Origin of the sequence: Paenibacillus sp. LHD-38 (assembly GCF_031157315.1) — a bacterium.
Taxonomy (GTDB): Bacteria; Bacillota; Bacilli; order Paenibacillales; family Paenibacillaceae; genus Pristimantibacillus.
Map to the genome: position 1 here is coordinate 131,228 of NZ_JAVIFU010000005.1, position 24,181 is coordinate 155,408.

The window sequence follows — 24,181 nt, forward strand, 5'->3', positions numbered from 1 at the left end:
TGTTTACGCTAGATTATGCTGATACAGCAAAGCTTTTCTTGAATTTATTGATCGCATCTACAAGAGCTTTCTCGTTGTCAGCAACGATGTCCTTCGTATCGCGGATCGATTGGCCGATTTCCGGGCTGTTCGAATCCAAGTACGCGTGGAACTCTTTCTCAAAGCGAAGAATATCCGATACTGGAATTTCATCCAAGTGACCTTTAACAGCGGAGTAGATTGAGATTACTTGCTTCTCAACCGGCATTGGCTGGTTAACGTCTTGTTTCAGAATTTCCATTGTACGAGCACCGCGGTTAAGGCGAGCTAGTGTAGATTTATCAAGATCAGAGCCGAATTGCGAGAACGCTTGAAGCTCGCGGTAAGCCGCAAGATCCAAACGGAGCGTACCAGCTACTTTTTTCATCGCTTTAATTTGAGCGGAGCCACCTACACGGGATACGGAGATACCAACGTTAACCGCTGGACGTTGACCCGAGTAGAACAGATCTGCTTCTAGGAAGATTTGACCATCTGTGATCGAGATAACATTCGTAGGAATGTATGCCGATACGTCTGATGCTTGCGTCTCAATGAATGGCAATGCCGTCATTGAACCGCCGCCTCTCGCGTCGCTTAGCTTAGCTGCGCGCTCAAGCAAACGGGAGTGAAGATAGAATACATCCCCTGGGTATGCTTCACGACCCGGTGGACGGCGAAGCAAGAGTGAAAGCTCACGGTAAGCTGCTGCTTGTTTCGATAGATCATCATAGATAACAAGAACGTGCTCGCCTTTGTACATGAAGTACTCGCCCATTGTGCAGCCCGCGTAAGGAGCTAGGAAGAGCAATGGAGCAGGCTCGGATGCGCCAGCTGTTACGACGATTGTGTACTCAAGAGCGCCGTGACGGCGAAGAGTTTCAACTACGTTGGCAACTGTGGATTGTTTTTGGCCGACAGCTACGTAAATACATTTCACGCCGTTGCCTTTTTGGTTAATGATTGCATCGATTGCAATCGCTGTTTTACCCGTTTGACGGTCACCGATGATAAGCTCACGTTGTCCGCGGCCTACTGGTACCATCGCATCGATTGCTTTAATTCCCGTTTGCATAGGCTCATGAACCGATTTACGGTCGATAACGCCAGGTGCTGGAGATTCAATCGCACGGAATTGAGTCGTGTTGATTGGTCCTTTGCCGTCAAGCGGCTGACCAAGCGGGTTTACTACGCGGCCAAGAAGCTCTTCGCCGACAGGTACTTCCATAATGCGGCCTGTACGTTTTACTTGATCGCCTTCACGAATATCCGTGTACGGCCCAAGGATAACGACACCGACATTGCTTTCTTCCAAGTTCAAAGCCATACCGACAACACCGTTGGAGAATTCGAGCAATTCGCCCTGCATCGCATTTTCCAAACCGTGTACGCGGGCGATACCGTCACCGACATTGATTACGGTGCCGACGTCTACGACTTGAATTTCGGATTTATATTGTTCGATCTGTTGTTTAATCAGCGTGCTGATTTCATCAGGTCTGATACTCAATTCGTTCACCCCTATCTACAGTGCATTAGATTTTAAACGATTTTTGTAAACGTTCCAGCTTGCCGGACAAGCTACCGTCATATAGGCGGTCGCCGATGCGTACTTGTACGCCTCCAAGCAAAGCAGGTTCTACGATTTGCTGTGCAATAATAGTTTTGCCGGTCAATTGTCCGAACTGCGCCGCTACTCCGGCAAGCTCTTCATCAGACAAGGCTTGTGCGGAATAAACCGTTGCATGCGCTTGACCAAGCGAATCCCCCGCAACCTTCGTGTAAGCCGCGTATACATCGGCAATAATGTCTTGGCGTCTGCGGGATACAAGAATTTCCAGCGTGTTGATCACAAGTGCAGATACACGATCGCCAAACGCTGTTTTTAGAACGGCAATCTTGCTTGCCGGATCAATGCTCGGAAGAGATAGGAACTTTTGAACGTCAGCGTCTTGCTCGAGAGCTTGCACGATCAGCTTAAGCTGCTCCTCTACCTCCGAAACAACCTGCTGCTTCTCAGCAACCTCGAACAATGCTTTAGCGTAGCGCTTCGCTACGGCTGCATCGCGGCTCATTTATTTCCAACTTCTTTCAAATATTGACCAACCAGCTGTTCTTGCGCTTTCTCATCTACTTGCTTCTCAATAATTTTCGATGCGATTTTCACGGAAATGCCGCCAACCTCTGTACGAAGGGCTGCAATTGCTTTGTTTTTCTCGCTTTCGATATCTTTGAGGGCATCGTCTTTAAGACGAGTTGCTTCCGATTTCGCAGTTTGAACGATTTCTTCAGCTTGCTTCGAACTTGTCGTTCTCGATTGTTCAATAATTTCGTAAGCTTCCTTGCGAGCTTGCTGGAGAGCAATCTTCTGCTCTTCCATTTGCTGCTCAGCTGCTTTACGGCTGCTTTCAGCTGTGTTCATTTGTTCGAGAACAAGCTGTCTGCGCTTCTCCATTACACCGAACAACGGGCCGAATGCATATTTACTTAGCAACCAATATAATATCCCGAAGGCAATGATCGCATATACTGTTGATTCCCAATGCCATGACATAGAAGCGACTCCTTTCTCAACACAATATTGTCTTAATCATAACGAAGGCGAAGAGGGCTAAGGCCTTCCCCGCCATTATCAGTTATTATGCTTGGAAGAAAGCCAAGAAACCGATTACTACGCCGATGATAGGCACAACTTCGACGATACCTACACCGATAAACATAGTTGTTTGCAATTTACCTTGAAGTTCAGGCTGACGAGCGATACCTTCAACTGTTTTACTAACGATCATACCGTTACCTACGCCCGCGCCAACTGCGCCCAAACCTACTGCCAAAGCTGCTGCTAATAATTCCATTTTTAAAATCCTCCTCGAATATTGTTGTTTTTGTTTGTATAGCCAACCTCAGTACTAAAAGACACTCCGAGGCATAAAGCGGAAATTAATGCTCTTCATCGTGGATAGCTGCTTGCGAGATATACACCATCGTAAGAATCGTAAACAAGAAAGCTTGGATACCGCCGACGAAAAGACTGAAACCTTGCCATGCGACAAGAAAAGGCGTTCCCACCCATCCCATCATCAAGATGGTTGCGATAAGCACCTCACCCGCGTAAATGTTCGCGAACAACCGCAGCGCCAGCGTTACCGGCTTAGAGATCGTCTCGATCACGTTAACAGGGAAGAAAACCGGAAACGGATGGAAGTAATGCTTCAGATAGTGCTTCGTATTCAGTCTTAATCCAAGGAAATGGACGATCACGAATACGATTAGCGCTAGACCTGCCGTTACCGAGATATCAGCAGTTGGCGATTTCCACCACGCAAGCTCAGCATGATTAGCAACCATCTCTTCCGTAACACCCAACCAAGAAATCGCGTGATGCGGAACTGTCACGATACCGAAAGGCAATCCGAGCAGGTTGGAGATGAAGATAAACATAATGAGCGTCATCCCTAAAGACAAGAAAGGCTTTACACGATTTAAAGGCATCGTGCTAGAGATAAAGTTGTGTACGAAATCGACAACCCATTCCAAAAAGTTTTGGAACTTTGAAGGGTTGTCCACAGAAAGGTTGCGAACAGCCAACTTCGCGATCAAAAACGTTACAATAACTGAAACCGTAATGGCAATGAAGCTCGAAATGTCGATTTGAAGCGGCCCGAGCTGCCATATGGGAAATTCATGCATCTAAAATTTTCACCCCTTTCCGCTAAGATTGTCGTTTATTGTGGATATACGCTGCTACCAATAGAACAAACGGCATGACCATACAGCCAGCTAAAGCTGCCGGCATGTTCAGGTCCTCCGGAAAACGATAGGCGATCATGGCAACCAACAACACTGTTGCGATACGGTTTCCAAGACCAAGACCTCTCTTGCGCGGCCCGACCCCTGCTGCTCCTAGGGTGACCATTTCTACTCTGCGCCTTAGTAAAAACGCATTCATGGAACTTGCTGCCAATCCCACAAGAAGGCCGAGAGACACCGTACGCCATTCCGGAAGGAACGCCCATACAATTAGGCATACCGCCATTGCATAAACAAGCGTACGTATTGCTGTCTTCATTATTTTATCCATCGGCTTCCTCCATAACCTTCTTAACAAGCAGAATGGCTGAGAGTAGTCCGACAGCCAGACCGACCAGTATGCCACCGAGCGACCATGCCTTCGGATCCCCAAAGCGGTTCCCGAGCGACGAGCCGATCCAATAGCCTAAAAAGATACATACAGCGACTTGCACTCCGAGTGCGCCAACGAGTCCGGCCGCAAACAGCGGATTGTCCCTTCTGTCCTTTTTATTCATGGCTCATACCCCTGTCAATCCTCATTTATTTTATCCAAGCCGTGACACGTTTGTCAATTGAATTAACTGCAAACTTTTAGTGAACAGATCGACCAAAACCCTTGATACATAAGGTATTATGACCCCCGAAAACCGTACAGTACTACTGTATGCTGTACATTCGCCACTCAGGCCATTGCCTTATCGCAATCTATGAACGTTGTGTGAACGAATCCGGACGTTCCTTCAACCTGCCAAAATGATGCAATATCGCGTCTACAATACGCTCCGAAGCTTGACCGTCGCCATACGGATTGGCTGCTTGGCTCATGCGGGCGTACAGCTGAGAATCGGTTAAAAGCGCTTGTGCACGACTGTATACCAGCTCCTCATCCGTCCCTACAAGCTCCAAAGTGCCTGCCTCGATGCCTTCCGGACGCTCCGTCGTATCACGCAGCACAAGCGTCGGTACTCCGAAGGACGGAGCCTCCTCCTGCAAGCCGCCTGAATCCGTCATGATCATGTGAGCATGCGGGTAAAAATTGTGGAATTCAAACACATCAAGCGGATCAATCAAGCGGATGCGGGGATGATCGCCCAATATTTCATTGGCAGGCTCTTTTACTGCCGGGTTTGGATGCACCGCATATACGACAACGACATCCTCATGCTCATCCGCAATCCGTTTTACCGCGCGGAAAATGTTCCGATGCGGCTCGCCAAGCGCTTCGCGGCGATGAGCCGTCATAAGAATCATTCTTTTCCCTTTCGCCCAGTCGATCACAGGATGCGAGAAGGATTCGTCCACCGTATATTGAAATACGTCAGTCGCCGTGTTGCCAGTCACATAAATGGCAGCATCCGACTTGTTCTCTTTGCGCAAGTTGTTTGCCGACCATTCCGTCGGTGCAAAATGCACATCAGAGAGCACGCCGGCAAGCTGCCGATTCATTTCCTCCGGGTACGGGGATAGTTTGTTCCATGTACGAAGCCCCGCTTCTACGTGACCCACTTGTATTTGCTTTAGAAACGCAGCATAGCTCGCAAGGAACGTCGTCTGCGTATCCCCGTGAACGAGTACGATATCAGGCTTGGCTTCCGTGAGCACGGGATCCAGTCCTTCTAATACGCGGACTGTCGTCTCTGTCAGCGTCTGACGATCCTTCATGACATTCAAATCGTAATTCGGATGGATTTCGAAAAAATCGAGAACCTGGTCCAGCATCTGGCGATGCTGAGCGGTCACGCATACGATCGATTCGATTTCGTCTTCGCGCTTTTGCAGTTCCAGCACGAGCGGCGCCATCTTGACGGCTTCCGGACGCGTTCCGAAAATGGTCATTACCTTCAGTTTAGACAAAATCTTTCACTCCTATTATCGTTTCATGTCGATTGCAACTAATTTGTTCCAAACATGCGGTCTCCAGCATCGCCTAAACCAGGGACAATGTAGCCTTTTTCATTGAGGCGCTCATCCAAAGCAGCGATGTAGATATCAACATCCGGGTGCGCTTCCTGTACGGCTTTCACGCCTTCCGGAGCAGCGATCAGACACATTAGTTTGATTTGATCACATTTATGGTTTTTCAGCGAGTTGATAGCCGCGATAGCCGAGCCGCCGGTTGCAAGCATCGGATCAATGACGATAAGCATGCGATTTGGAGCATCCGTTGGCAGATTAATATAATATTCCTTTGGCTGAAGCGTCTCGTGATCGCGGGCAAGACCGATATGGCCTACCTTCGCAGATGGAATAAGCTTCAAGATGCCGTCTACCATGCCAAGTCCGGCACGCAAAATAGGGACGAGGCCAAGCATTCTTCCCGATACAACCTTAGCGTCCGTCTCAGCGACCGGTGTTTGTACCTTGATCGTATCAAGCGGAATTTCTCTCGTAATTTCGTATGACATTAATGTTGCGACTTCATCAACCAATTCCCGAAAATCTTTGGTATTCGTTTCTTTATTCCGAATAAAAGTCAGCTTATGCTGAATTAACGGATGGTCGCAAATGATTAGTTTGCTCATGGAGCGGTATTCCTCCCGTACATTGTTGTTGTTATTGTTGTTGTTCTAATCGTTGCAAGCCCTGACACAATCCCGTATATTATAGCATTGTAAACAAGCCGTTGCATCTTGTGTTTTGCAAAACGCGCCAAGCGCAAACGGCTGCATCCGTCCTTTGGCGGCAAAAGCTCGTTTCGCGGAGATGGATAAGCATATTTATTAGTGAAAATTAATAAATTTTAAATACAATAAAGGCCGGCGCCTCCCGCGTGGAAGGCGCTGGCCTTTGCCAGTCTATATGAGTTAGATGCTCTTTAGCTGCTGCCGCAGCCGCCTCCGCAGGAGGAACCGCATGAAGATCCTCCGCTATCTCCTCCGCCGCTGGAAGAATCCCCTCCTGAACCGCCGTGGTCACCCCCAGAATCGTTTCTGCCATCGTCGGAGGAACCGCTGCAGGCGTACGTTGAATCGCCGCTGCCATTTGCTTTGCGCTGCTCCTCGTTCTGGGCTTGATCCATCTGCTGAGCGAAATCATTCGGATTCGACATTGAATGATAGATAAGCATACCCGACAGGAGGCCGGTTGCTCCCAGTATTGGATCATAGCCATAGCTGCTCGCGGGGCGCGCTTCATTCCCGTAAGGCGGTTTGCCGCTGCCAACAGCCGAAAGCTGGGACCCGGCACGTTCTATTAAATAATCTACCGTTTCATTTAAGTCAGTGAAACGGGCCGTTGCCTTCATATTAAACCACTGTGCCCGAATCGTTTCTTTGCTGAATTCCTTCAATTCTTCAAGTCTTTGCTCTGACATGCGAGTCCGATAGAACGCTCCCCATATTCTTCCGCTAGCCGGCGTCTGGGTGAACAGCTCGCCGTAAACCCAATCGAACAGCGCCCGCTCTCCCGGCTGCGGCTGTGCTCCCGGTTCATGAGGCGCATGGTGAATCATTTCGCCGCAGAAGCTTGTGCAGAACTGCTCATACTCCCTGGTAAACATAAGCATCTCATGCCATACGGCATCCACCTGCTTGCTGTACATCGGAACGCTGCGCATAATGCTGCACATCAAGAAGTACCGCTTGAGTTCAAACCATGTCCAATCCCATTCTTTATCTGATATACTCGGGAATTCCTTCAGTACGCGATCCTTCGCGCGACTCTCAAAGTCTGAGCTGAGCGCCGCCTCCAAGCGTTCCGCAGCCCGCCTCGCAGGGTGTCCGTACGGCACACCCAGCGCTGAAGGCATATCCGCTTTCGGCCAAGGCGCAAATGCATTGGTCCGACCAAACGACCCTTGTCCCCTGCCGCCCGATCGACCGTTTCGGCTAGAACCAGTCGCCTTCATAATTACGCTTAGTAAAATAAAGAGGAATACCACAATGATCATAATCACTGCAAATTGAGCCATCTTAACCTCCTGCGCCGTTTCGTCGTACCCATATATTAACACATTTGTTCCCTTTCAGGCTTAACGCTGTTTCCATCGGATCAAAAAAAACCTCTGCAGCACTCTCTGCACAGGGTTTTACGTACGGGTTCCGTCTCATCTTCTGAGCGAGGACGTGATGACAACGCCATAACCGAATAATCTACCATCAATTCGCATCACTGAAATAGAATTAAAATTCAGAAAATACAGCTATTCACAGACATATCCCCAGCTTATTCTCATTTGTCCACAGGTTGTTTATATTATTGTGGATAAGTTCATGGAATATGTGAACAAAACTCTTTCAACTCAAATTCTTATATCTAATTACGAAATTATGTTGCGCAACAAGATAGCACAAATGATTCGTTCCACAAAAAGGAATGTATGGTATATTAGTCGAAATTATAACAGCCATGCCACACTTCGAGTTTCTTTTCACAAACTCCGACCTTCAACTAAGGATGTGTAAGCTTCTGAAACATTTATTATCTATAATATATTTAATATGTATAACGCTTTTAGTCATAGCTTGCACCTCTCGGCAAGAAATCCAAAACGATCATCATGTGGAAGACGTAGTTTTAAAAGAAATCAGTTCATATAAACTTAATGAAAAAAATTACTTGATGTTTGTCGATACTCCAGAAACAGATAATAAAAAAATAACTTTATATCTTCCGTATTCTGTGAATAATATTAATGTTAAAGCAATTGAACTGATGCAAAACAAAGAATTAATAACTAAACAAATCAGGGTCGATTCCCCTAATATCATCGATAACAAACTATACTTTACATTGAAAGAGTTTGTTCCTTTTTTTAATAGAGCAAACCTGATTCTTGCAGACGGGAGAACCGTGAGCATTAGCACAGGTCAGTTTTATTTACAAATATATGTAACAAAAGACAATGTGCCTCAAGATAAACTTAAATTCTCGGACAGCGGTCATTTTAAAAATATAAATGGAAAAATCGAATATTCTGCACAGTTTAGCTATAAAGTGTGGACAGATGTAGAGGATGTAAGCATAGTTCTGCCCGATGGATTATTTCCGCCACTTAAAGCCAAAGATTTTAAGTTCATTGATTCAAGCGATACAGCATCCTCTTATATCTTGGCCCTTACTTTTCCTGAAGTTGAGTTCAAACGGCACCATGTAGACTCCCTTACCTTTGAGATGTTATGGGCCCAGAAATACGAGGATAAAGATGCGGTAATTCTAATGGGATCAGTCCCAATTAGATTAGAAGATTATAGCAACTAAAGTTAAATAAAAAGCAGTGATTAAACCTGACCAAATAAAAATGGCGGAGCGAGGGTATACCCTTGCTCCGCCATTTTTTTATTTTTTAAATCACATGTTGTTTATCCTTCACCTTACACCGAAGCATAGTGGCAAGCGGCAAAATGCCCCTTCTTCACTTCGAGCAGCGCCGGCTCATCGACCTTACACTTATTGGTTGCAATCGGACAACGCGTGTGGAATTGGCAGCCCGTAGGCGGATTGATTGGGCTCGGCAGATCGCCGGTCAATACAATACGCTCACGGTTCGCTTCAACCTCCGGATCCGGGATTGGTATAGCCGACAGCAGCGCCCGTGTATACGGGTGTGCAGGACTTGCGTAGAGCTCGCTGCTCTCTGCAAGCTCTACGATTTTACCCAAATACATAACCGCTACGCGGTCGCTGATGTGCTTAACCATCGACAGATCATGCGCGATGAACAAATAAGTGAGACCCATTTTGCGCTGCAAATCCTGCATTAGGTTTACAACCTGCGCTTGAATGGACACGTCCAGCGCCGAGATCGGCTCATCCGCAATAATGAACCGCGGATCAACCGCAAGCGCGCGGGCAATCCCAATTCGCTGCCGCTGACCGCCGGAAAACTCATGCGGATAACGCGTGGCATGATCAGGATTGAGGCCTACGACATCGAGCAAATGCTCGACGCGATGTTTGCGTTCCTTCTTGCTGCCCACAAGCTTGTGGATATCAAGCGCTTCACCGATGATGTCCATAACCGTCATACGCGGGTTTAACGATGCGTACGGATCTTGGAAAATCATTTGCATATCGCGGCGCATCGCTTTTAGCTTAGCACCCTTCAGCTTATAAATATCTTGTCCGTCGAAGGTGACGCCGCCGCTTGTAGGCTCATAGAGCCTCATGATCGTACGGCCGGCCGTTGACTTCCCGCAGCCCGATTCACCTACAACGCCGACGGTTTCTCCTTTTTGAATAGAGAAGGTTATATCATTAACGGCCTGGAGCGTTGCTCCACCGCCTAAATTAAAAAACTTGCGCAAATGATTAATTTCAATTAACGGTGCACTCATACAGACACCTCCCGATTTGCATAAGGATGTGCGAGCCAGCATGCCGATGCATGCGATTCATTGCCGTCTACCGGGAGCAATTCAGGATCATTGTCTACACATACCCTCATGGCTTCATCACAACGGGCGCAGAAGCTGCAGCCCGTCGGCGGTTTAATTAAATCCGGCGGTGTTCCGTAAATCGGCACAAGCGGATCTTCCTTCTTCTGATCAAGACGCGGAAGCGAGCGCAGCAGCCCTCTCGTATATGGATGCTTTGGATTTTTGAAAATCTCCCATTTTGTGCCCGTTTCGACGACCTTACCGGCATACATAACGATAACGCGGTCACACATATCAGCTACAACGCCTAAATCATGAGTAATAAGAATAATAGAAGTGCCCAGCTTTTGCTGCAAATCCTTCATCACACGCATAATTTGCGCCTGTATCGTCACGTCAAGCGCCGTAGTCGGCTCATCTGCAATAAGCAAAGACGGGTTGCAAGCAAGCGCAATAGCAATCATCGCCCGCTGGCGCATACCGCCTGAGAACTGATGCGGATATTGGTTAACCCGTGATGCAGCGTTCGGAATACCGACGAGATTAAGCATTTCAATAGCCCGCTCAGCAGCCTTCGAACCGCTAATGCCTTGATGCTTAATCAACCCTTCGGTAATTTGCCGTCCAATGGTCAACGTAGGATTAAGCGACGTCATCGGATCTTGAAAGATCATACCCATTTCTTTGCCGCGGATGTCCTCCATTTGGCTGTTCGACAATTTCAAAATATCTTTGTCCTTAAACCTAATCGATCCGCTGGTCTCTGCCGGAGGCGATGGAATCAAACGCATGAGCGACTGGGCAGTTACGCTTTTGCCGCAGCCGGATTCCCCGACGATAGCTACTGCCTCGCCTTTATTAACATGAAAGTTAACGCCGCGAACCGCCTTAACGATACCGCCGCGAACTTTGAAATTCACACGAAGGTTGTTTACTTCAAGTAACTTCTCCATCCTTGTCCACCTCCTACTTTTTCATTTTCGGATCAAGCGCATCTCTTAGACCATCGCCAAAAATATTAAAGCAAAGCATTGTAATACTGATGACCGCCGCCGGGAAAATCATTCTCCACGGATACAGCGTCCATGCTTTAATCGCATCATTGATCATCGTACCTAGAGATGCAGCCGGAGACTGAACGCCAAGACCGAGGAAACTCAAAAAAGCTTCTGCAAAAATAGCGCTCGGAACGGTCAGTGTCAGCGTTACGATAATCGGTCCCATTGCATTCGGAATCAGATGCCGGAATAAAATACGTCCTGTGCCGGCGCCAAGCGCTTGGGCAGCCATGACATATTCTTGGTTTTTGAGCTGCATAATCTGGCCCCGCACAATCCATGCCATACTGATCCACCCGGTTATACTGAGCGCAACCACGATGGTAAGCATGCTTGGCTTAAAAATTACGATTAATAGAATAATAATGAGCATGCTCGGAATCGAATATAAAATTTCGCAAAAGCGGTTCAATATTTCATCCACGCGTCCGCCGAAATACCCCATGATTCCTCCGATAATAACGCCGAGAACCAAATCGGCAAGCGCAGCGTATAAACCAACCTGCAGAGAAATGCCTGCCCCCATCCAAGTTCGGGTGAACAGATCACGACCGAGATCATCCGTGCCAAACCAATAGGTAGCCGAAGGACCAAGATTTTTTTCCTTCAAATGATTCGTCTGATAATCCTGTTCGGATATAATCGGGCCAAAAATCGCCATCAAAGAAACGATGATTAGAATAATTAAGCTGATCATCGCAATTTTATTCGAACGCAGCCGCAGCCAGGCATCTTTCCATGCCGAAATACTTTCGCGGACAACGACTTCCGTATGCTTCTCGTCTTTACTCAGCTTAGCAAATTGATCCGGCGTAAAGGTGTTATCCTTCATCATTTCCCCCCACCTCTTGTCAGCTTGATTCGAGGATCGACAAGACCGTAAGCAACATCAGTCAAAAACCGCGCAGCCATCAGGATAATGCCATAAAATAAAGTAAGCCCCATTATGAGCGTATAGTCACGGTTAGTAATGCTTTGTACAAAATATTTTCCGATTCCGCCGATACCGAAAATTTGCTCGACAACGACCGATCCGGTAATGATATTCGCAGTCATCGGGCCGATATAAGTAACCACCGGCAAAATAGCATTACGCAGCGCATGACGCACCAAGATGATGCGGCCGTTCAAGCCTTTGGCGCGAGCGGTCTTAATATAATCGGCAGACAGCACTTCCAGCATCGTCGAACGTGTCAAACGCGCTATAAATGCAGCGGGAAGGAATGAAAGCGCAAGCACGGGCATAATGAAGTCGGTCGGGTCGTTAAGACCTGATACACTGAGCCATTGCAACTTGCTTCCGAATACGTACTGCAAAATAGATGCGGCAAGAAAGTTTGGGATAGAAACCCCAAGCACCGCAATGATAATCGTCGCGCTATCCATCCATTTGCGGTGATTAAGCGCAGCAATGATGCCCAGGATAAGGCCTGCCGTTAGCGACAGAATGACGGCAAAAAGTCCAATTTGAGCAGAATAAATAAAGCTTTCTTTGATAATGCGAGAAACGGACATATACTGCTGCTTCATCGACATACCCAAATCGCCGTGAAGCAAATTGTTTAAATACATCAAGTATTGCTTCCACACCGGCTGGTCAAGGCCGTACATTGCCAGGAGATGCTCTCTTATTTTTTCCGGAATCGCTTTTTCCCTGACAAAGGGATCGCCCGGGATGATTTTCATGAGAAAAAAAGTAGCTGACGCAAGAACAAACAACGAAGCGAACATGGACAGAAACTTCTTGAATACATATTTTATCAACGCAATGGACACCTCCTTATAGAATATAAACAAGAAGAAATGTGAGTGCTAGAGTCTGAATCAGTCAATAAGAAAGGGATATATGCGGACACCCCGCATATATCCCTACCTTCAGGTACTGGAAGGATGACTATTTCGCTTCGTAATAACCTCTTGTGTAATCAATGTCGCCTTTGTAATCTGTGATGATATTTTTGAATCCAGGTTTCAGCATGTAAACGTTGCTGTAGTAGTAAATCGGCATAATCGGCATTTGATCCATCAGGATTTTCTCTGCTTCAGCCATAGCAGCGATACGCTCTTTTTGATCTCCGCTTGCGTATGCTTTTTTGATCAAAGCATCGTATTCAGGCGAAGCAAAACCTGTATTGTTTTGGCCGCCGCCAGTAACGAACATATCCATGTACGTCATTGGATCGTTATAGTCCGCTCCCCAGCCTGCGCGGGAAATTTGGTAATTCATTGCCGTACGGTTTTTCAATAGCACGGAAAATTCTTCGTTCTTAGCAACGACTACGATGCCAAGATTTTGACGCCACATTTCAACAATTGCTTCAGCTATTTTCTTGTGGCCATCGCTTGTGTTGAAAGTCAATGTTACTTCAGGGAACTTAGCAAGCTTCAGTTCCGCAAGACCTTCAGCAAGCAGCTTCTTCGCTTCATCAATATTTTCTGTAAAGTAATCATCTTTCACTTCTGTACGGTAATCTTCTTTCTCACCAATAATGCCCGGCGGAACAAAACCGAATGAAGGAACCTCACCGGCCATCGTTACGCTTTCCACGATCGCTTGACGGTCAATCGCCATCGCAAGTGCTTTACGGACCTTTACGTTGTTGAAAGGAACTTCTTCTGTGTTAAACATGTAGTAGTACGAGCTAGCAATTCCTTTTGTAACGAACTCATCCTTCTTCGATTCTTTCAGAACCGGGATTTGCTCGGCAGGAATTTCACCGGTTGGTTTACCTGTGTAATCAAGCTCACCCGTCTCATAGTTCGCAAGTTCAGTCGCAGAATCAGCAAGCATTGTGAAATTAACGCCTGCAAACTTCACTTGGTCTTTATCGTAGTAGTTCTCGTTAGGAACGAGTTTAATGGATGTATTGTGCTGCCATTCGCTCATTTTGAAAGGACCATTACCGATGATTGTAGCCGCATCTGCCGCCCAAGCCTCGTTATCCTTCACCGATTGATGAACAGGGTTGTATACGTAGAAAGAAGTTAGGCTCAAGAAATAAGGGGTAGGCGAGTTCAACTTCACTTCAAGCGTTTGAGCATCAATGGCTTTGATGCCAACGGCGTCAGCGTTCGTTGTTTTGCCTTCGTTATAATCTTGTGCGCCAACGATGTAGTAGAATTGGTAAGCGTATGTCGAGCCTGTAGCAGGATCAAGCGCGCGTTTCCAAGAGAATTCATAATCATTTGCTGTGACAGGGTCACCATTGCTCCATTTCGCATCTTTGCGAATGGTAAACGTGTAAGTAAGTCCATCCTCAGATGTTTCCCATTTTTCTGCCGTTGCAGGAATGGTCTCACCATTTTCGTCTTTGCGAGTCAAGCCTTCATAAATACCTGTAGCAAGCGTACCGGAAACATTGTCTTCCATCAGTGCCGGATCAAGAGTCGAAGGCTCAGAATGAATGTTCAAACGGAACACTTTTGCTTCAGTTGTCTCGCCAGTGTTTCCGCCGTTAGCAGCGCCGTTGTTGCTTGTTTCTTCTTTCGGCGTACAACCTACCGCGATAATAGCAAGAATGAGTAAAGCAGCGATAAATGAAAAAGCAGACTTTCTTGTTCTCATTGTTACCCTCCCGTTTTTTTCTCTACTGTGTTCAGCAGTGGGTAGTATCGTCCACCTTACTCGCCTTATATACAAACGTTTGCATCAGAGAAAAAGCTTGTCTGATCCAAATGCGCATATCCTCTTGAGCTAATGTTATACACTCATCCCATCCAAACATAGAGATTGAAGTTTACTAATAATTTTCACTATACATCCATGTTAATAATTTATCAACAATATATATGCAGTAAATTTATGTATTAAATGACTAATATCAGCTATACTTTAGCACTTTGACGCGTTTATTCAATTAATTAATTTGTTGCTTTAATGCTTTACAGCGTTTATTCAGTTTATTATTCTGTTACTTTAACGCTTCGAAGCGATTACAGGTAATAACTTACAAATATAGATCAAATTATATAAAATACATAAATCATTAAAAATTCTTATTTTTCCCAATTCATTTCGATAATAATTTATCTTTTTATATACAATAACGAAATAAAGCGCAATATCATTGTGATTTCCCTTATTCACTGCATTGTCATAAAATCAATAAAAATATAAAATAATCCGCTCTCTTTCTTCGTTTTTACTAAATAAATAACCAAGTCATACGATATAGTTGTTTTATATATCATTCTTCTTGGTTAAATATTTTATTCCGCTCATTTTATTATCCGCCGCCGGAAGAACAACCAAGCGTAAACGGCTGTCGCCGTCCTCTGTGGCAAAAGCTGTCGTTTCGCGGAGATATATAAGCATATTTATCTGTGTAAACTTATAAATTCTTATTTACAAAAAGAGGACCTACTCGTGTATAAACACCGAATAGGTCCTCTGAAACAAAACTATTTTAGAGCAGATCTGATTAGTAAGTCATACCTGGGTAAAGCGGATATTGCGCAGTAAGATCACGTACCAAGCCGCGGGCTTTAGAAAGTACTTCTTGATCTTCCGGACTGTTAAGTACCAGCGCGATAACCTCAGCAATGACTTTCATTGCTTTCTCATCCATGCCGCGAGCCGTTGCCGCCGGCGTACCGATACGGATTCCAGAAGTAACAAACGGGCTTGTTGGATCAAACGGGATCGCATTTTTGTTTACGGTAATACCAACTTCATCAAGTACATGCTCAGCCACTTTACCTGTAATGTTCAGGCCGCGCGTATCAAGCAGCATCAAGTGATTGTCTGTACCGCCGGAAACGATGTTGAAGCCTTTTGCAACAAGCTCTTCGGAAAGAACCTTTGCATTTTTGACAACTTGCGTTGCATATTGCTTGAATTCCGGTTTAAGGGCTTCTCCGAAAGCTACCGCTTTTGCTGCAATAATATGCATCAAAGGACCGCCTTGCGAACCAGGGAATACCGCTTTATCAATCGCTGCTGCCCAAGGCTTACGGCAAAGGATCATACCGCCGCGTGGTCCGCGAAGCGTTTTGTGTGTAGTCGTTGTAACAAAATGCGCATGCGGCACTGGGCTCGGGTGAAGACCCGCTGCTACCAAACCGGCAATGTGAGCCATATCAACCATGAACAAAGCGCCAACATCGTTAGCGATTTTGCCAAGTTTCTCGAAATCGATAGTACGCGGGTACGCGCTTGCGCCAGCCACGATCAAACGAGGACGATGTTTGAAAGCAAGCTTGCGGACTTCTTCATAATCGATGGTGAAGGAATCCTCTTGTACGCCGTATGCAACAAAGTTGTAAAGCAAGCCGGATGCATTAACCGGGCTGCCGTGCGTCAAGTGACCGCCGTGCGCAAGGTTCATGCCTAGAACCGTATCGCCAGGCTGCAAGGCAGCAAGGTAAACAGCCATGTTCGCTTGTGCGCCGGAGTGAGGTTGTACGTTCGCATGCTCTGCGCCGAACAACTCCTTGGCACGGTTGCGGGCGATATCTTCAACGATATCTACATGCTCACAGCCACCGTAGAAACGTTTGCTTGGGTAGCCTTCTGCATATTTATTCGTAAGTACACTTCCCATCGCTTCCAAAACCGCTTCGCTAACGATGTTCTCCGATGCGATAAGCTCGATGTTATCACGTTGACGAGTAAGCTCAAGGCCTAGTGCTTTCAAAACTTCCGGATCTTGTTTGCGCAAATTTTCCATTTTCATATTCCTCCTCAAATTAGACAGCCTGTATATTATTAATTGGTTTATTAAATCAGTTCATTCGTTCCCTGCATTCGGCTAATCGCATGTTCCAGCAGATTGCTCCGCCGTTATCTCATTGCCCAGCTCGTATACCGCGCGTGAGCCGCCGATTAGCTTAGGCCTCGTGACAGCCATCGTAACATGAGCTTCCCCGATCTCGCGAATCGACGGACGGACCGGAACGGCTACCCGCTTCAGGTGCATGCCGATGAACGTATCTCCGATATCGATGCCGGCATGCGCTTGTACCATTTCGACGAGGCATGGATCCTTCAACTGGCGGTAGGCATAGGCTGCCATCGATCCGCCGGCTTTCGGAACGGGCACCGCACCAACAGGTTCCAAGCCGTAACGCTCGGCTGCTGCCCTGTCGATAACGAGCGCCCGATTCAAATGTTCGCAGCATTGGTACACCGTAATAAAGCCGAGCTCGCTTCGCACAGCTTCAACGCCCGCATAAATTTGTGCAGCAGTCTCGACGGTTCCTGCTGTTCCAATGCGATGGCCCAGCACTTCACTAGTACTTACACCGATTACTAACAGCTGACCCAGGGCAAGCCCGCCTGCCGCTGCCAGCTCTCGAACGATCGTCTCTACCTGTGCTGCAATGACTCCAAGCTGTACATTTTCTTTTATGCTCATCGCGATGGCCCCCTATTTAGGACTGGCTGCTGAACTGCTCTTCAATTTGCATCACTTTATTTACTCTGCCGACATGACGTACACCGTTCGAGAACGGCGTTTCGAGCCAAATCCGAATAATTTCCAAAGCAACTCCGGGACCAAGAACACGTTCCCCAAGCGCCAATACGTTCGTATCGTTATGCTCCCTGGTCGCTTTCGCGGAGAACATATCATTGACGAGCGCGCAGCGGATACCCCGCACTTTATTGGCCGCAATCGACATGCCGATTCCGGTTCCGCAAATCAAGATACCGCGTTCTGCTTTGCCGCTCGTAACAAGGTCGCATACGGGGAGTGCATAGTCCGGATAATCAACCGATTGATCGCAGCTGCATCCTACATCTTCAATTTCATGGCCGAGCGATTGAAGAAACGGTACAACCTCATCCTTCAAACGATAGCCTGCATGATCGGCACCAATAGCAATTTTCAACGCAAAAGACCTCCTTCGATATGACACATCACAGTGCTAGTATACCTGTTTTTGCAGAAAAAGACGAAAAAAGAGCAAGACATGCTTAATAGCATGCTGCTCTTTGCCCAGGCGACCGGCCGTATATTCCGATGCTCCACCGTGGTTAGCCCACTTCCGTCGCCAGTTACATCGGAAACCGTATATTGTATTTCCATAATAGCCGAAGAGGCTCGAAAAATCAATCCATATCGATGGGACAAACGCGGAATTATCTTTTGGAAAGCTTGTCCAGAAGCTTAACGAGCGCATCTTCAATTTCATTCGCGCTGCTGTTATACATGGAGAGCGAGCCTCCAAAAGGGTCCACGATGTCGAAGCTTGGAATTCTGCGTTCCAGCTCCAGCAAACGGCTTCTCTCCCCCGATGTCAGCTGCTGGCCCAAAGCCTGCTTCATATGCAGCTCCGTATACAGGCGCTCCAGCTCTTCGATATCAGCGAGCACCCGGGCATCCTGGTTCGCATATTCCTTCAGCGTATAGGTTTTGTCTACCGCTTCCGGATACCATTGCAGCAGCCCGCGCTTATGATTAGACGTCATTGTCAAAATAATATCAGCCCAACCGACCGCCTCGCTTGTCAGCGCAAGCGATGTGCTCTTATGCTCGATATCCCGGTGTTTAAGCGTCTCCACCGCATGGGCCGACACCGGCAGTCCATCGATCGTGGATATGCCCGCGGAGCGAACCGCAACCGTAATGCCTCTCAAAGCAGCCATCCTGCGCAGCATAGCCTCCGCCATCGGCGAGCGGCATGTATTGCCAGTACAAACAAATAGTATACGTTTCACACTGCCAACTCCTTTTTGCACACTTTTCCAAGCTGTCTTTCGCTCAAAAAATAAACAAAATACCGAAAATAAACAAAATTCCGCCGCCTACAGCCTCGCCGTATTCACCGAGATTGCCGCTAACTCTACGGCCGATCATTAAGCCAAGTATGGACATGAGCCCACCCAGCAGCCCAATCAACAAAATGGTCGTCCACATATTGGCCGCAAACATGCCGAGCGTAATGCCGACAGAGAATGAATCAATGCTGACACTAAGCGAGAGCACGAGCAAGCCCCATAAGGATTTGTGGTCAAAGGACTGTACCGCGTCTCCTCGCAAGGAGCTGTATATCATATGCCCGCCAAGCAGAACCAGCAAAATACCTGCAGCGGTCGTAGCTACATCGCCGAGCAAAACGCCCACATACTGTCCCGTATAGATGCCTGCCAGCGGCATTAGAACATGAAACAAAGCGATAACTATGCCCAGCTTCAAAATATCCAGCAGCCGAATGCCCTTTAATCCTATGCCAAGTCCGAGCGAAAAGGCGTCTAAGCCAAGCGCTAACGCAATAATAAGTAGCGTCAAAAACTGCCCGGCATGCAAATGTGCTTCAACCACAGTCTATCTCCCCCATGTCCGCCTGGTTTCTCTACCAAACATATGCGGGCATGGGGACAAACATACTTATCACAAACATACTTAACACAGTTCAAACTGTAACTGAAGCCATATCCATATCCATATCCATATCAATTTCAATTTCAATTACAATTTCAATACCAACATCTACATCAACACCGACATCAATGCCAGTGCCAACATTAACACCAGCATCAGCACTAACGCCAACGCCAACGCCAACACCAACACCAACACCAACACCAACACCAACACCAACACCAACACCAACACCAACACCAACACCAACACCAACACCAACACCAACACCAACACCAACTAATTCTACTGCACTTTCTACAACAGAAACCTCACATGGTACCCGACAAATTGAGCTGCGTTGCAGAAAGTACAACAGAATTCCATCAACACGCCACAAAACTGCCCCGAGACATGCTTTCCATTGCAGAAACTGCATTGTAGCGAGATAATGGGTGACCCAGCACGAGTTGCATTGTACTAACTGCAGTGTAAGAGCATGAGGCAGCTCTTGATTTGAGACGATGTTACTCTTAACACATGCACCAGCTCCAGCCTGCATGATTACTTCTATACACGAACGATTCGATTACCGGCTGCCTTAGCCAAGCGGTTCATCAGCGCGGCACCAATGCCCTGCTCGCTGCTTCCCTCCGCCCAAATTCGTTCCGCGCCAACACGGTCAAGCTCCCGCAGAGCCGCATACAAGCGATGGGCGGCAGCGCCCAGCTCCGCTTCGCTTCCTAACGACAATACATGGTCAGCCTTGTAATCGGCTAATCGCTCCTCGAATGCCAGCACGCCAGTAACTTTCCCATCCCGGCTTGCGGCATCTACTTGTGTATGAATATAAGCGGTTACGGCCCCCGGATCGCCTTGTACAAGCACTAGCTCCCCTTGCGGTGCGTAATGCGCATATTTCATGCCGGGGGAACGAGGCGCTGTCTCAGGCTCCTCTATCGAGGCGCTGTCGATTCTCGCTTCCGGTACCGCCTGCTGCAGTGCTTCACGCGTAATGCCGCCCGGACGCAAAATACGAATGCCAAGCTCGCCTTCCAATTCAATAACCGTCGATTCCAAGCCAACACCCGTCGGTCCGTCATCCACAAGGCCGTCTATGCGCCCATCCAGATCCTCCAGCACATGCTCCGCCAGCGTCGGGCTCGGTCTACCTGAGCGGTTCGCGCTTGGCGCGGCAATCGGGCAGTCCGCTTGCTCAAGCAGCGCAAGCGCCGTCCTGTGATCCGGAACCCGAATGCCTACCGTAGACAGCCCTGCCGTCACAAGGGGCGAGAGCACCTCATCGCGAACAGGCAGCACAATCGTAAGCGGTCCCGGCCAAAAGCGGTCCATAAGCGCAGAGGCCAGCTTAGGATATGGGAGCACCAGCTTATCCAGCTGCTTGCGATGCGCGATATGCACAATTAGCGGGTTATCCGAGGGACGCCCCTTCGCACTGAATATCCGTTCCACGGCGGCAGTGCTCCGAGCATCCGCACCAAGCCCATAGACCGTCTCTGTCGGAAAAGCGATTAGTCCGCCCTCCCTTATCCAAGCGGCTGCCTCCCTGAGCTCCGAACCCAACTGTTCCTCATTCGCCTGCTTCACGCGCCATACTTTCATTATCGTCATCTCTATCCTTCAATCCTTGCTCTCATAATAAATTATCCATTCTTCCGCTATTATAGCATACGCGTCCCCAAACAAGCGTAAACGGCTTTCGCCGTCTTATGTCGGCAAATGCACGTTTCGCGGTGATATATAAGATTCCCGATAAGCTTCGGAAACTTATTATCCTTCATATTTTGAACAAAAAAAGTCACATCTTCGGCTTGCAAGACGTGACTGCCATTCCTTATGAAAACAATGATTTAATCCAGTTGATAAGCGATTCGATGATCTCCCAAAGGAAAAATTTCGCTTCCGGCGCTTGGCCTTCTGAAGTTGCCGCAGCCGTTTCAAGCGCTGCCGTTTTCACAGGAGCCGTATCCGCCTTCAGCGCATCACCCTCAGCAGAATCGGAAGCAGCAGCAGAAGCTGCCGATGCCTCGCCGCTTGCTGCGTCGATGAAGCATAGAGGAGGGAAAAGCACGCACCACCAATTTTGGCCGCCGCCTTCGCCAAGCGTAATCCGGAGCGCTTCATAGTCGCCGGCCGGATAAACCTGATTGCCGTACATTTTCGTCGGGAATGCCACCATGCCAAGCTCTGCGTGCGAGCCGTATTCAAAACCGCGGCTTTCCAATACCTCCGCAGTAATCCGTTCAATTTCGGGCATATTGGCGAGAATCGTCTGGCGTGCTTCCTCAATCGTCTGAGGACCTGTTGCCCAGCTGTTCATCGCTTTAACGATCTCATCCCGAACAAGGCGTTTTACGACTTGGTCAGCGGGATTATCGGAATTGGCTAATATACGAAGACGGATGGATTCCTGCGGGATTTGGCCGCCAGCGACCGCCGCGTCCATTTGCTGGGCTTCCCAGCTCATTATTAAGAGAATAAGTGCAAATATAATAAAACCATAAGATTTACGGTAACCAAATTTATTGGAACGAACGGATTTGGATGATGGTAATTCCTCAACATTGGAATAAGAATGAATGGAATAATGGCTGGACATACACACAAGCTCCTCTCGTCGCACCCGTCAGTGCGTCTGCTTGCGTTCCGGAACGTATCTATCCGTCATTATGTCCTCCAATCGGAATATATAAACCTAGCAAACTATCTTTTTTAAACGTAAACGATTCTAGCCGTCCTCTGGCGGAAAAAGATAGATTCGCGGTGAAATAAAAGAATCCCGGTAAGCATCGAAATTTTATAATTTCATATATTTGTAAAAAAGAACTTTCGTTTATAATTAAAGAAACAACTTGACGGCATTTGCATTATTGACGCTCCTCTATTTTGCAAAAGACAAGGATGGATCTCTGATGGATTTCGAAAAAACCTATGCCGCTTATCGCCCCCTGCTCCATTCCATCGCCTATCGCATGCTTGGCACATTCAGCGAAGCCGAAGATCTGGTTCAGGACGTATTTGCGGATTACAGCCTGCTTGACGCTAGTGACATACATAATGAAAAAGCCTATCTTGTCCGGATGGTAACGAACCGATCCATTAACCTCAGCCAATCTGCGCGCAAAAGGAGAGAGGTATATGTCGGCCAGTGGCTCCCGGAGCCGAACGTCGGCCGCATGGTCACGGACCATGCGGTCATGGACCCTGCCGAGCTATACGTTCAGCATGAATCCATTTCCTATGCCCTGCTTGTTATGTTGGAGCAGCTCTCCGCGGTAGAGCGGGCAGTATTTGTCCTCCGGGAATCGCTTGCCTATGATTACGATGAAATTGCCGCTTGCCTGCAAAAGACGGAAACGAATTGCCGCAAAATTTACAGCCGGTCCAAAGAGAAGCTGCAAAAGGAACGAGAGCTTCTGCCGATCAATACCGTGAAAGCCGAGCCGCTCGTCGTTACCTTTATGGAGGCCGCCGCGACAGGCGATTACGATAAACTGGTTGCGCTTCTGACCGAAGAGGCGGTACTTGTCTCCGATGGAGGCGGCAAGGTACGTGCGGCTATCTTCGCGATTATCAGCAGGGCTCGCGTCATGGCCTTCCTGCAGGGAGTGATCCCGAGAACCTTCCTTGGAGACGGCCACCGCTTCACTGTCGTCAACGGGCAGGCCGGTGTCGTTATCATGAAAGACGGCAAGCCGCGAAGCGTGATTAGCTTTCAGCTTGATCCGGAAAATCAGCATTTTGAGCGGATTTTCGTTATGCTGAACCCCGATAAGTTAAAGCATGTCCTGGCCGAATAACTTTTTTTTGCGGAATCATTCTTTTCCTGTCACAACCGAGCGCACTGCTTTGTCTTAGATTATGAAGACATGCAAAACGGCCGAATGGCCAACAATTCGGATGATAGAGGAGAATGAAAACCATGGCAGAAAGAACGGTAATCGCAAAAGAAATTCCCGCCGCTTATCAAGCGATGCTCGGGCTGGAGAAATATTTAGGCACGACGAGCATCAGCAAGGAGCTGAAGGAGCTTATCAAAATTCGCACTTCGCAAATCAACGGCTGCGCCTACTGCATCAACATGCATACCAAGGATGCAAGAGCACTCGGCGAGACCGAGCAGCGGATATACGCTTTGAGCGCTTGGCGTGATACGCGTTATTTTACGGATGCGGAAAGAGCGGTGCTTGCCCTGACGGAATCCGTTACGCTCATCACGAAGGAGCATGTGCCGGATAGCGTATACGAGGAGGCTGCCCGCCATTTCGACAGCAAGCAGGTCGGAGAGATTATTATGGCCATCATCACGATCAATGCGTGGAACCGCATTGCGATCAGCACGAATATGATGCCGGAGTAAGTGATGCTGGGTGATGAGAGCTAAGGTTGCTTTTTTGGATCGACTAATGGTGTTGAGTGCGACTGCGAGGTGAACGGGAGGCGAACGGAAGTGGAACCGGGCAACCTTAGGGCAAGCTTACAGCGATAATTGTATTTGCTGCTCCCGCTTCCCGCGATACATTTGCGTTGATGCAGGAATATGGCAGAGACGAACGGAATCAGCCGACATTCCGCCTGTTCGCTCGGGTATACGAACGGATTAGATGGAATTTCTCCTGTTAAAAATCGGAATAACCTAAGGAATATTGATTTAACCGGAATTTCTCCTGCT

Annotated in this window: 26 protein-coding genes and 1 riboswitch; of the genes, 3 read left to right on the top strand and 23 right to left on the bottom strand. The window is 47.7% G+C overall.

Going from position 1 to position 24,181, the window contains the following annotated elements; translation table 11 throughout:
• Positions 1-13 precede the first annotated feature (13 nt).
• The 10 genes from atpA to RCO25_RS06235 form a co-directional block, all read right to left on the bottom strand.
• Positions 14-1,528 carry a F0F1 ATP synthase subunit alpha gene (atpA, locus tag RCO25_RS06190; protein WP_308995255.1) on the bottom strand — a complete coding sequence of 505 codons (1,515 nt, stop codon included), beginning with the start codon at positions 1,526-1,528 and terminating at the stop codon, positions 14-16.
• Positions 1,529-1,553: 25 nt separating this feature from the next.
• Positions 1,554-2,093: a F0F1 ATP synthase subunit delta gene (locus RCO25_RS06195; RefSeq protein WP_308995256.1), complete on the bottom strand. Its 540-nt coding sequence runs from the start codon at positions 2,091-2,093 to the stop codon at positions 1,554-1,556.
• Positions 2,090-2,572, bottom strand: a complete 483-nt coding sequence (gene atpF / locus RCO25_RS06200; protein WP_308995257.1) for a F0F1 ATP synthase subunit B — start codon at positions 2,570-2,572, stop codon at positions 2,090-2,092. The genes RCO25_RS06195 and atpF overlap by 4 nt, the downstream gene beginning before the upstream one ends.
• 85 nt (positions 2,573-2,657) lie before the next feature.
• Positions 2,658-2,873 (bottom strand): F0F1 ATP synthase subunit C, encoded by a 216-nt coding sequence (gene atpE, locus RCO25_RS06205; RefSeq protein WP_053373757.1) that lies wholly within the window; start codon positions 2,871-2,873, stop codon positions 2,658-2,660.
• Positions 2,874-2,958: 85 nt separating this feature from the next.
• A complete protein-coding gene (gene atpB, locus RCO25_RS06210; protein ID WP_308995258.1) occupies positions 2,959-3,708 on the bottom strand; it encodes a F0F1 ATP synthase subunit A in 750 nt (249 codons plus the stop codon).
• 22 nt (positions 3,709-3,730) lie between these two features.
• The gene (locus RCO25_RS06215) at positions 3,731-4,099 is read right to left on the bottom strand and encodes an ATP synthase subunit I (protein WP_308995259.1); all 369 of its coding nucleotides are present in this window, start codon (positions 4,097-4,099) and stop codon (positions 3,731-3,733) included.
• A complete protein-coding gene (locus tag RCO25_RS06220; RefSeq protein WP_308995260.1) occupies positions 4,092-4,325 on the bottom strand; it encodes an AtpZ/AtpI family protein in 234 nt (77 codons plus the stop codon). The genes RCO25_RS06215 and RCO25_RS06220 overlap by 8 nt, the downstream gene beginning before the upstream one ends.
• Before the next feature lie 190 nt (positions 4,326-4,515).
• Entirely contained in the window at positions 4,516-5,664 is a 1,149-nt protein-coding gene (gene wecB, locus RCO25_RS06225) for a non-hydrolyzing UDP-N-acetylglucosamine 2-epimerase (RefSeq protein ID WP_308995261.1), read from the bottom strand.
• 38 nt (positions 5,665-5,702) lie between these two features.
• Entirely contained in the window at positions 5,703-6,332 is a 630-nt protein-coding gene (gene upp, locus RCO25_RS06230; protein ID WP_308995262.1) for a uracil phosphoribosyltransferase, read from the bottom strand.
• 293 nt (positions 6,333-6,625) lie between these two features.
• On the bottom strand, positions 6,626-7,720 hold the full coding sequence (locus tag RCO25_RS06235) for a glycine-rich domain-containing protein (RefSeq protein ID WP_308995263.1): 1,095 nt from the start codon (positions 7,718-7,720) through the stop codon (positions 6,626-6,628).
• 590 nt (positions 7,721-8,310) lie between these two features.
• On the opposite strand from RCO25_RS06235, the gene RCO25_RS06240 reads away from it, so the two are divergent.
• Positions 8,311-9,009, top strand: coding sequence for a hypothetical protein (locus RCO25_RS06240; protein WP_308995264.1), 699 nt, complete (start codon positions 8,311-8,313; stop codon positions 9,007-9,009).
• Positions 9,010-9,122: 113 nt separating this feature from the next.
• On the opposite strand, the gene RCO25_RS06245 is transcribed toward RCO25_RS06240, so the two are convergent.
• The 13 genes from RCO25_RS06245 to spoIIR all read right to left on the bottom strand — a co-directional run bounded on the left by RCO25_RS06245 (position 9,123) and on the right by spoIIR (position 22,108).
• Positions 9,123-10,085, bottom strand: coding sequence for an ABC transporter ATP-binding protein (locus tag RCO25_RS06245; protein ID WP_308995265.1), 963 nt, complete (start codon positions 10,083-10,085; stop codon positions 9,123-9,125).
• Positions 10,082-11,080, bottom strand: a complete 999-nt coding sequence (locus RCO25_RS06250; protein WP_308995266.1) for an ABC transporter ATP-binding protein — start codon at positions 11,078-11,080, stop codon at positions 10,082-10,084. Before RCO25_RS06250 ends, RCO25_RS06245 begins: the two co-directional genes overlap by 4 nt.
• Positions 11,081-11,093: 13 nt before the next feature.
• Positions 11,094-12,020, bottom strand: coding sequence for an ABC transporter permease (locus RCO25_RS06255; protein ID WP_308995267.1), 927 nt, complete (start codon positions 12,018-12,020; stop codon positions 11,094-11,096).
• Positions 12,017-12,949: an ABC transporter permease gene (locus tag RCO25_RS06260; RefSeq protein WP_308995268.1), complete on the bottom strand. Its 933-nt coding sequence runs from the start codon at positions 12,947-12,949 to the stop codon at positions 12,017-12,019. Before RCO25_RS06260 ends, RCO25_RS06255 begins: the two co-directional genes overlap by 4 nt.
• Before the next feature lie 130 nt (positions 12,950-13,079).
• Positions 13,080-14,750, bottom strand: a complete 1,671-nt coding sequence (locus RCO25_RS06265; protein WP_308995269.1) for a peptide ABC transporter substrate-binding protein — start codon at positions 14,748-14,750, stop codon at positions 13,080-13,082.
• Positions 14,751-15,606: 856 nt separating this feature from the next.
• Positions 15,607-16,854 carry a serine hydroxymethyltransferase gene (locus RCO25_RS06270; protein ID WP_308995270.1) on the bottom strand — a complete coding sequence of 416 codons (1,248 nt, stop codon included), beginning with the start codon at positions 16,852-16,854 and terminating at the stop codon, positions 15,607-15,609.
• Positions 16,855-16,935: 81 nt separating this feature from the next.
• Positions 16,936-17,541, bottom strand: a complete 606-nt coding sequence (locus tag RCO25_RS06275; protein WP_308995271.1) for a TIGR01440 family protein — start codon at positions 17,539-17,541, stop codon at positions 16,936-16,938.
• A 16-nt stretch (positions 17,542-17,557) separates the two neighbouring features.
• Positions 17,558-18,016: a ribose 5-phosphate isomerase B gene (gene rpiB / locus RCO25_RS06280; protein WP_308995272.1), complete on the bottom strand. Its 459-nt coding sequence runs from the start codon at positions 18,014-18,016 to the stop codon at positions 17,558-17,560.
• A 98-nt stretch (positions 18,017-18,114) separates the two neighbouring features.
• Positions 18,115-18,196: riboswitch (ZMP/ZTP riboswitch) on the bottom strand.
• Between the two features lie 70 nt (positions 18,197-18,266).
• On the bottom strand, positions 18,267-18,845 hold the full coding sequence (locus RCO25_RS06285; protein ID WP_308995273.1) for a low molecular weight protein arginine phosphatase: 579 nt from the start codon (positions 18,843-18,845) through the stop codon (positions 18,267-18,269).
• Positions 18,846-18,888: 43 nt separating this feature from the next.
• Positions 18,889-19,449 carry a manganese efflux pump MntP gene (locus RCO25_RS06290; protein WP_308995274.1) on the bottom strand — a complete coding sequence of 187 codons (561 nt, stop codon included), beginning with the start codon at positions 19,447-19,449 and terminating at the stop codon, positions 18,889-18,891.
• Between the two features lie 91 nt (positions 19,450-19,540).
• Positions 19,541-19,888 (bottom strand): hypothetical protein, encoded by a 348-nt coding sequence (locus tag RCO25_RS06295; RefSeq protein WP_308995275.1) that lies wholly within the window; start codon positions 19,886-19,888, stop codon positions 19,541-19,543.
• 170 nt (positions 19,889-20,058) lie between these two features.
• Positions 20,059-21,120, bottom strand: coding sequence for an L-threonylcarbamoyladenylate synthase (locus RCO25_RS06300; RefSeq protein ID WP_308995276.1), 1,062 nt, complete (start codon positions 21,118-21,120; stop codon positions 20,059-20,061).
• Between the two features lie 223 nt (positions 21,121-21,343).
• Positions 21,344-22,108 carry a stage II sporulation protein R gene (gene spoIIR / locus RCO25_RS06305; RefSeq protein ID WP_308995277.1) on the bottom strand — a complete coding sequence of 255 codons (765 nt, stop codon included), beginning with the start codon at positions 22,106-22,108 and terminating at the stop codon, positions 21,344-21,346.
• Positions 22,109-22,421: 313 nt separating this feature from the next.
• On the opposite strand from spoIIR, the gene sigJ reads away from it, so the two are divergent.
• Both sigJ and RCO25_RS06315 read left to right on the top strand, forming a co-directional pair.
• Positions 22,422-23,309 (top strand): RNA polymerase sigma factor SigJ, encoded by an 888-nt coding sequence (gene sigJ, locus RCO25_RS06310; protein ID WP_308995278.1) that lies wholly within the window; start codon positions 22,422-22,424, stop codon positions 23,307-23,309.
• Between the two features lie 122 nt (positions 23,310-23,431).
• A complete protein-coding gene (locus RCO25_RS06315; protein ID WP_308995279.1) occupies positions 23,432-23,869 on the top strand; it encodes a carboxymuconolactone decarboxylase family protein in 438 nt (145 codons plus the stop codon).
• The last annotated feature ends 312 nt before the right edge of the window (positions 23,870-24,181 follow it).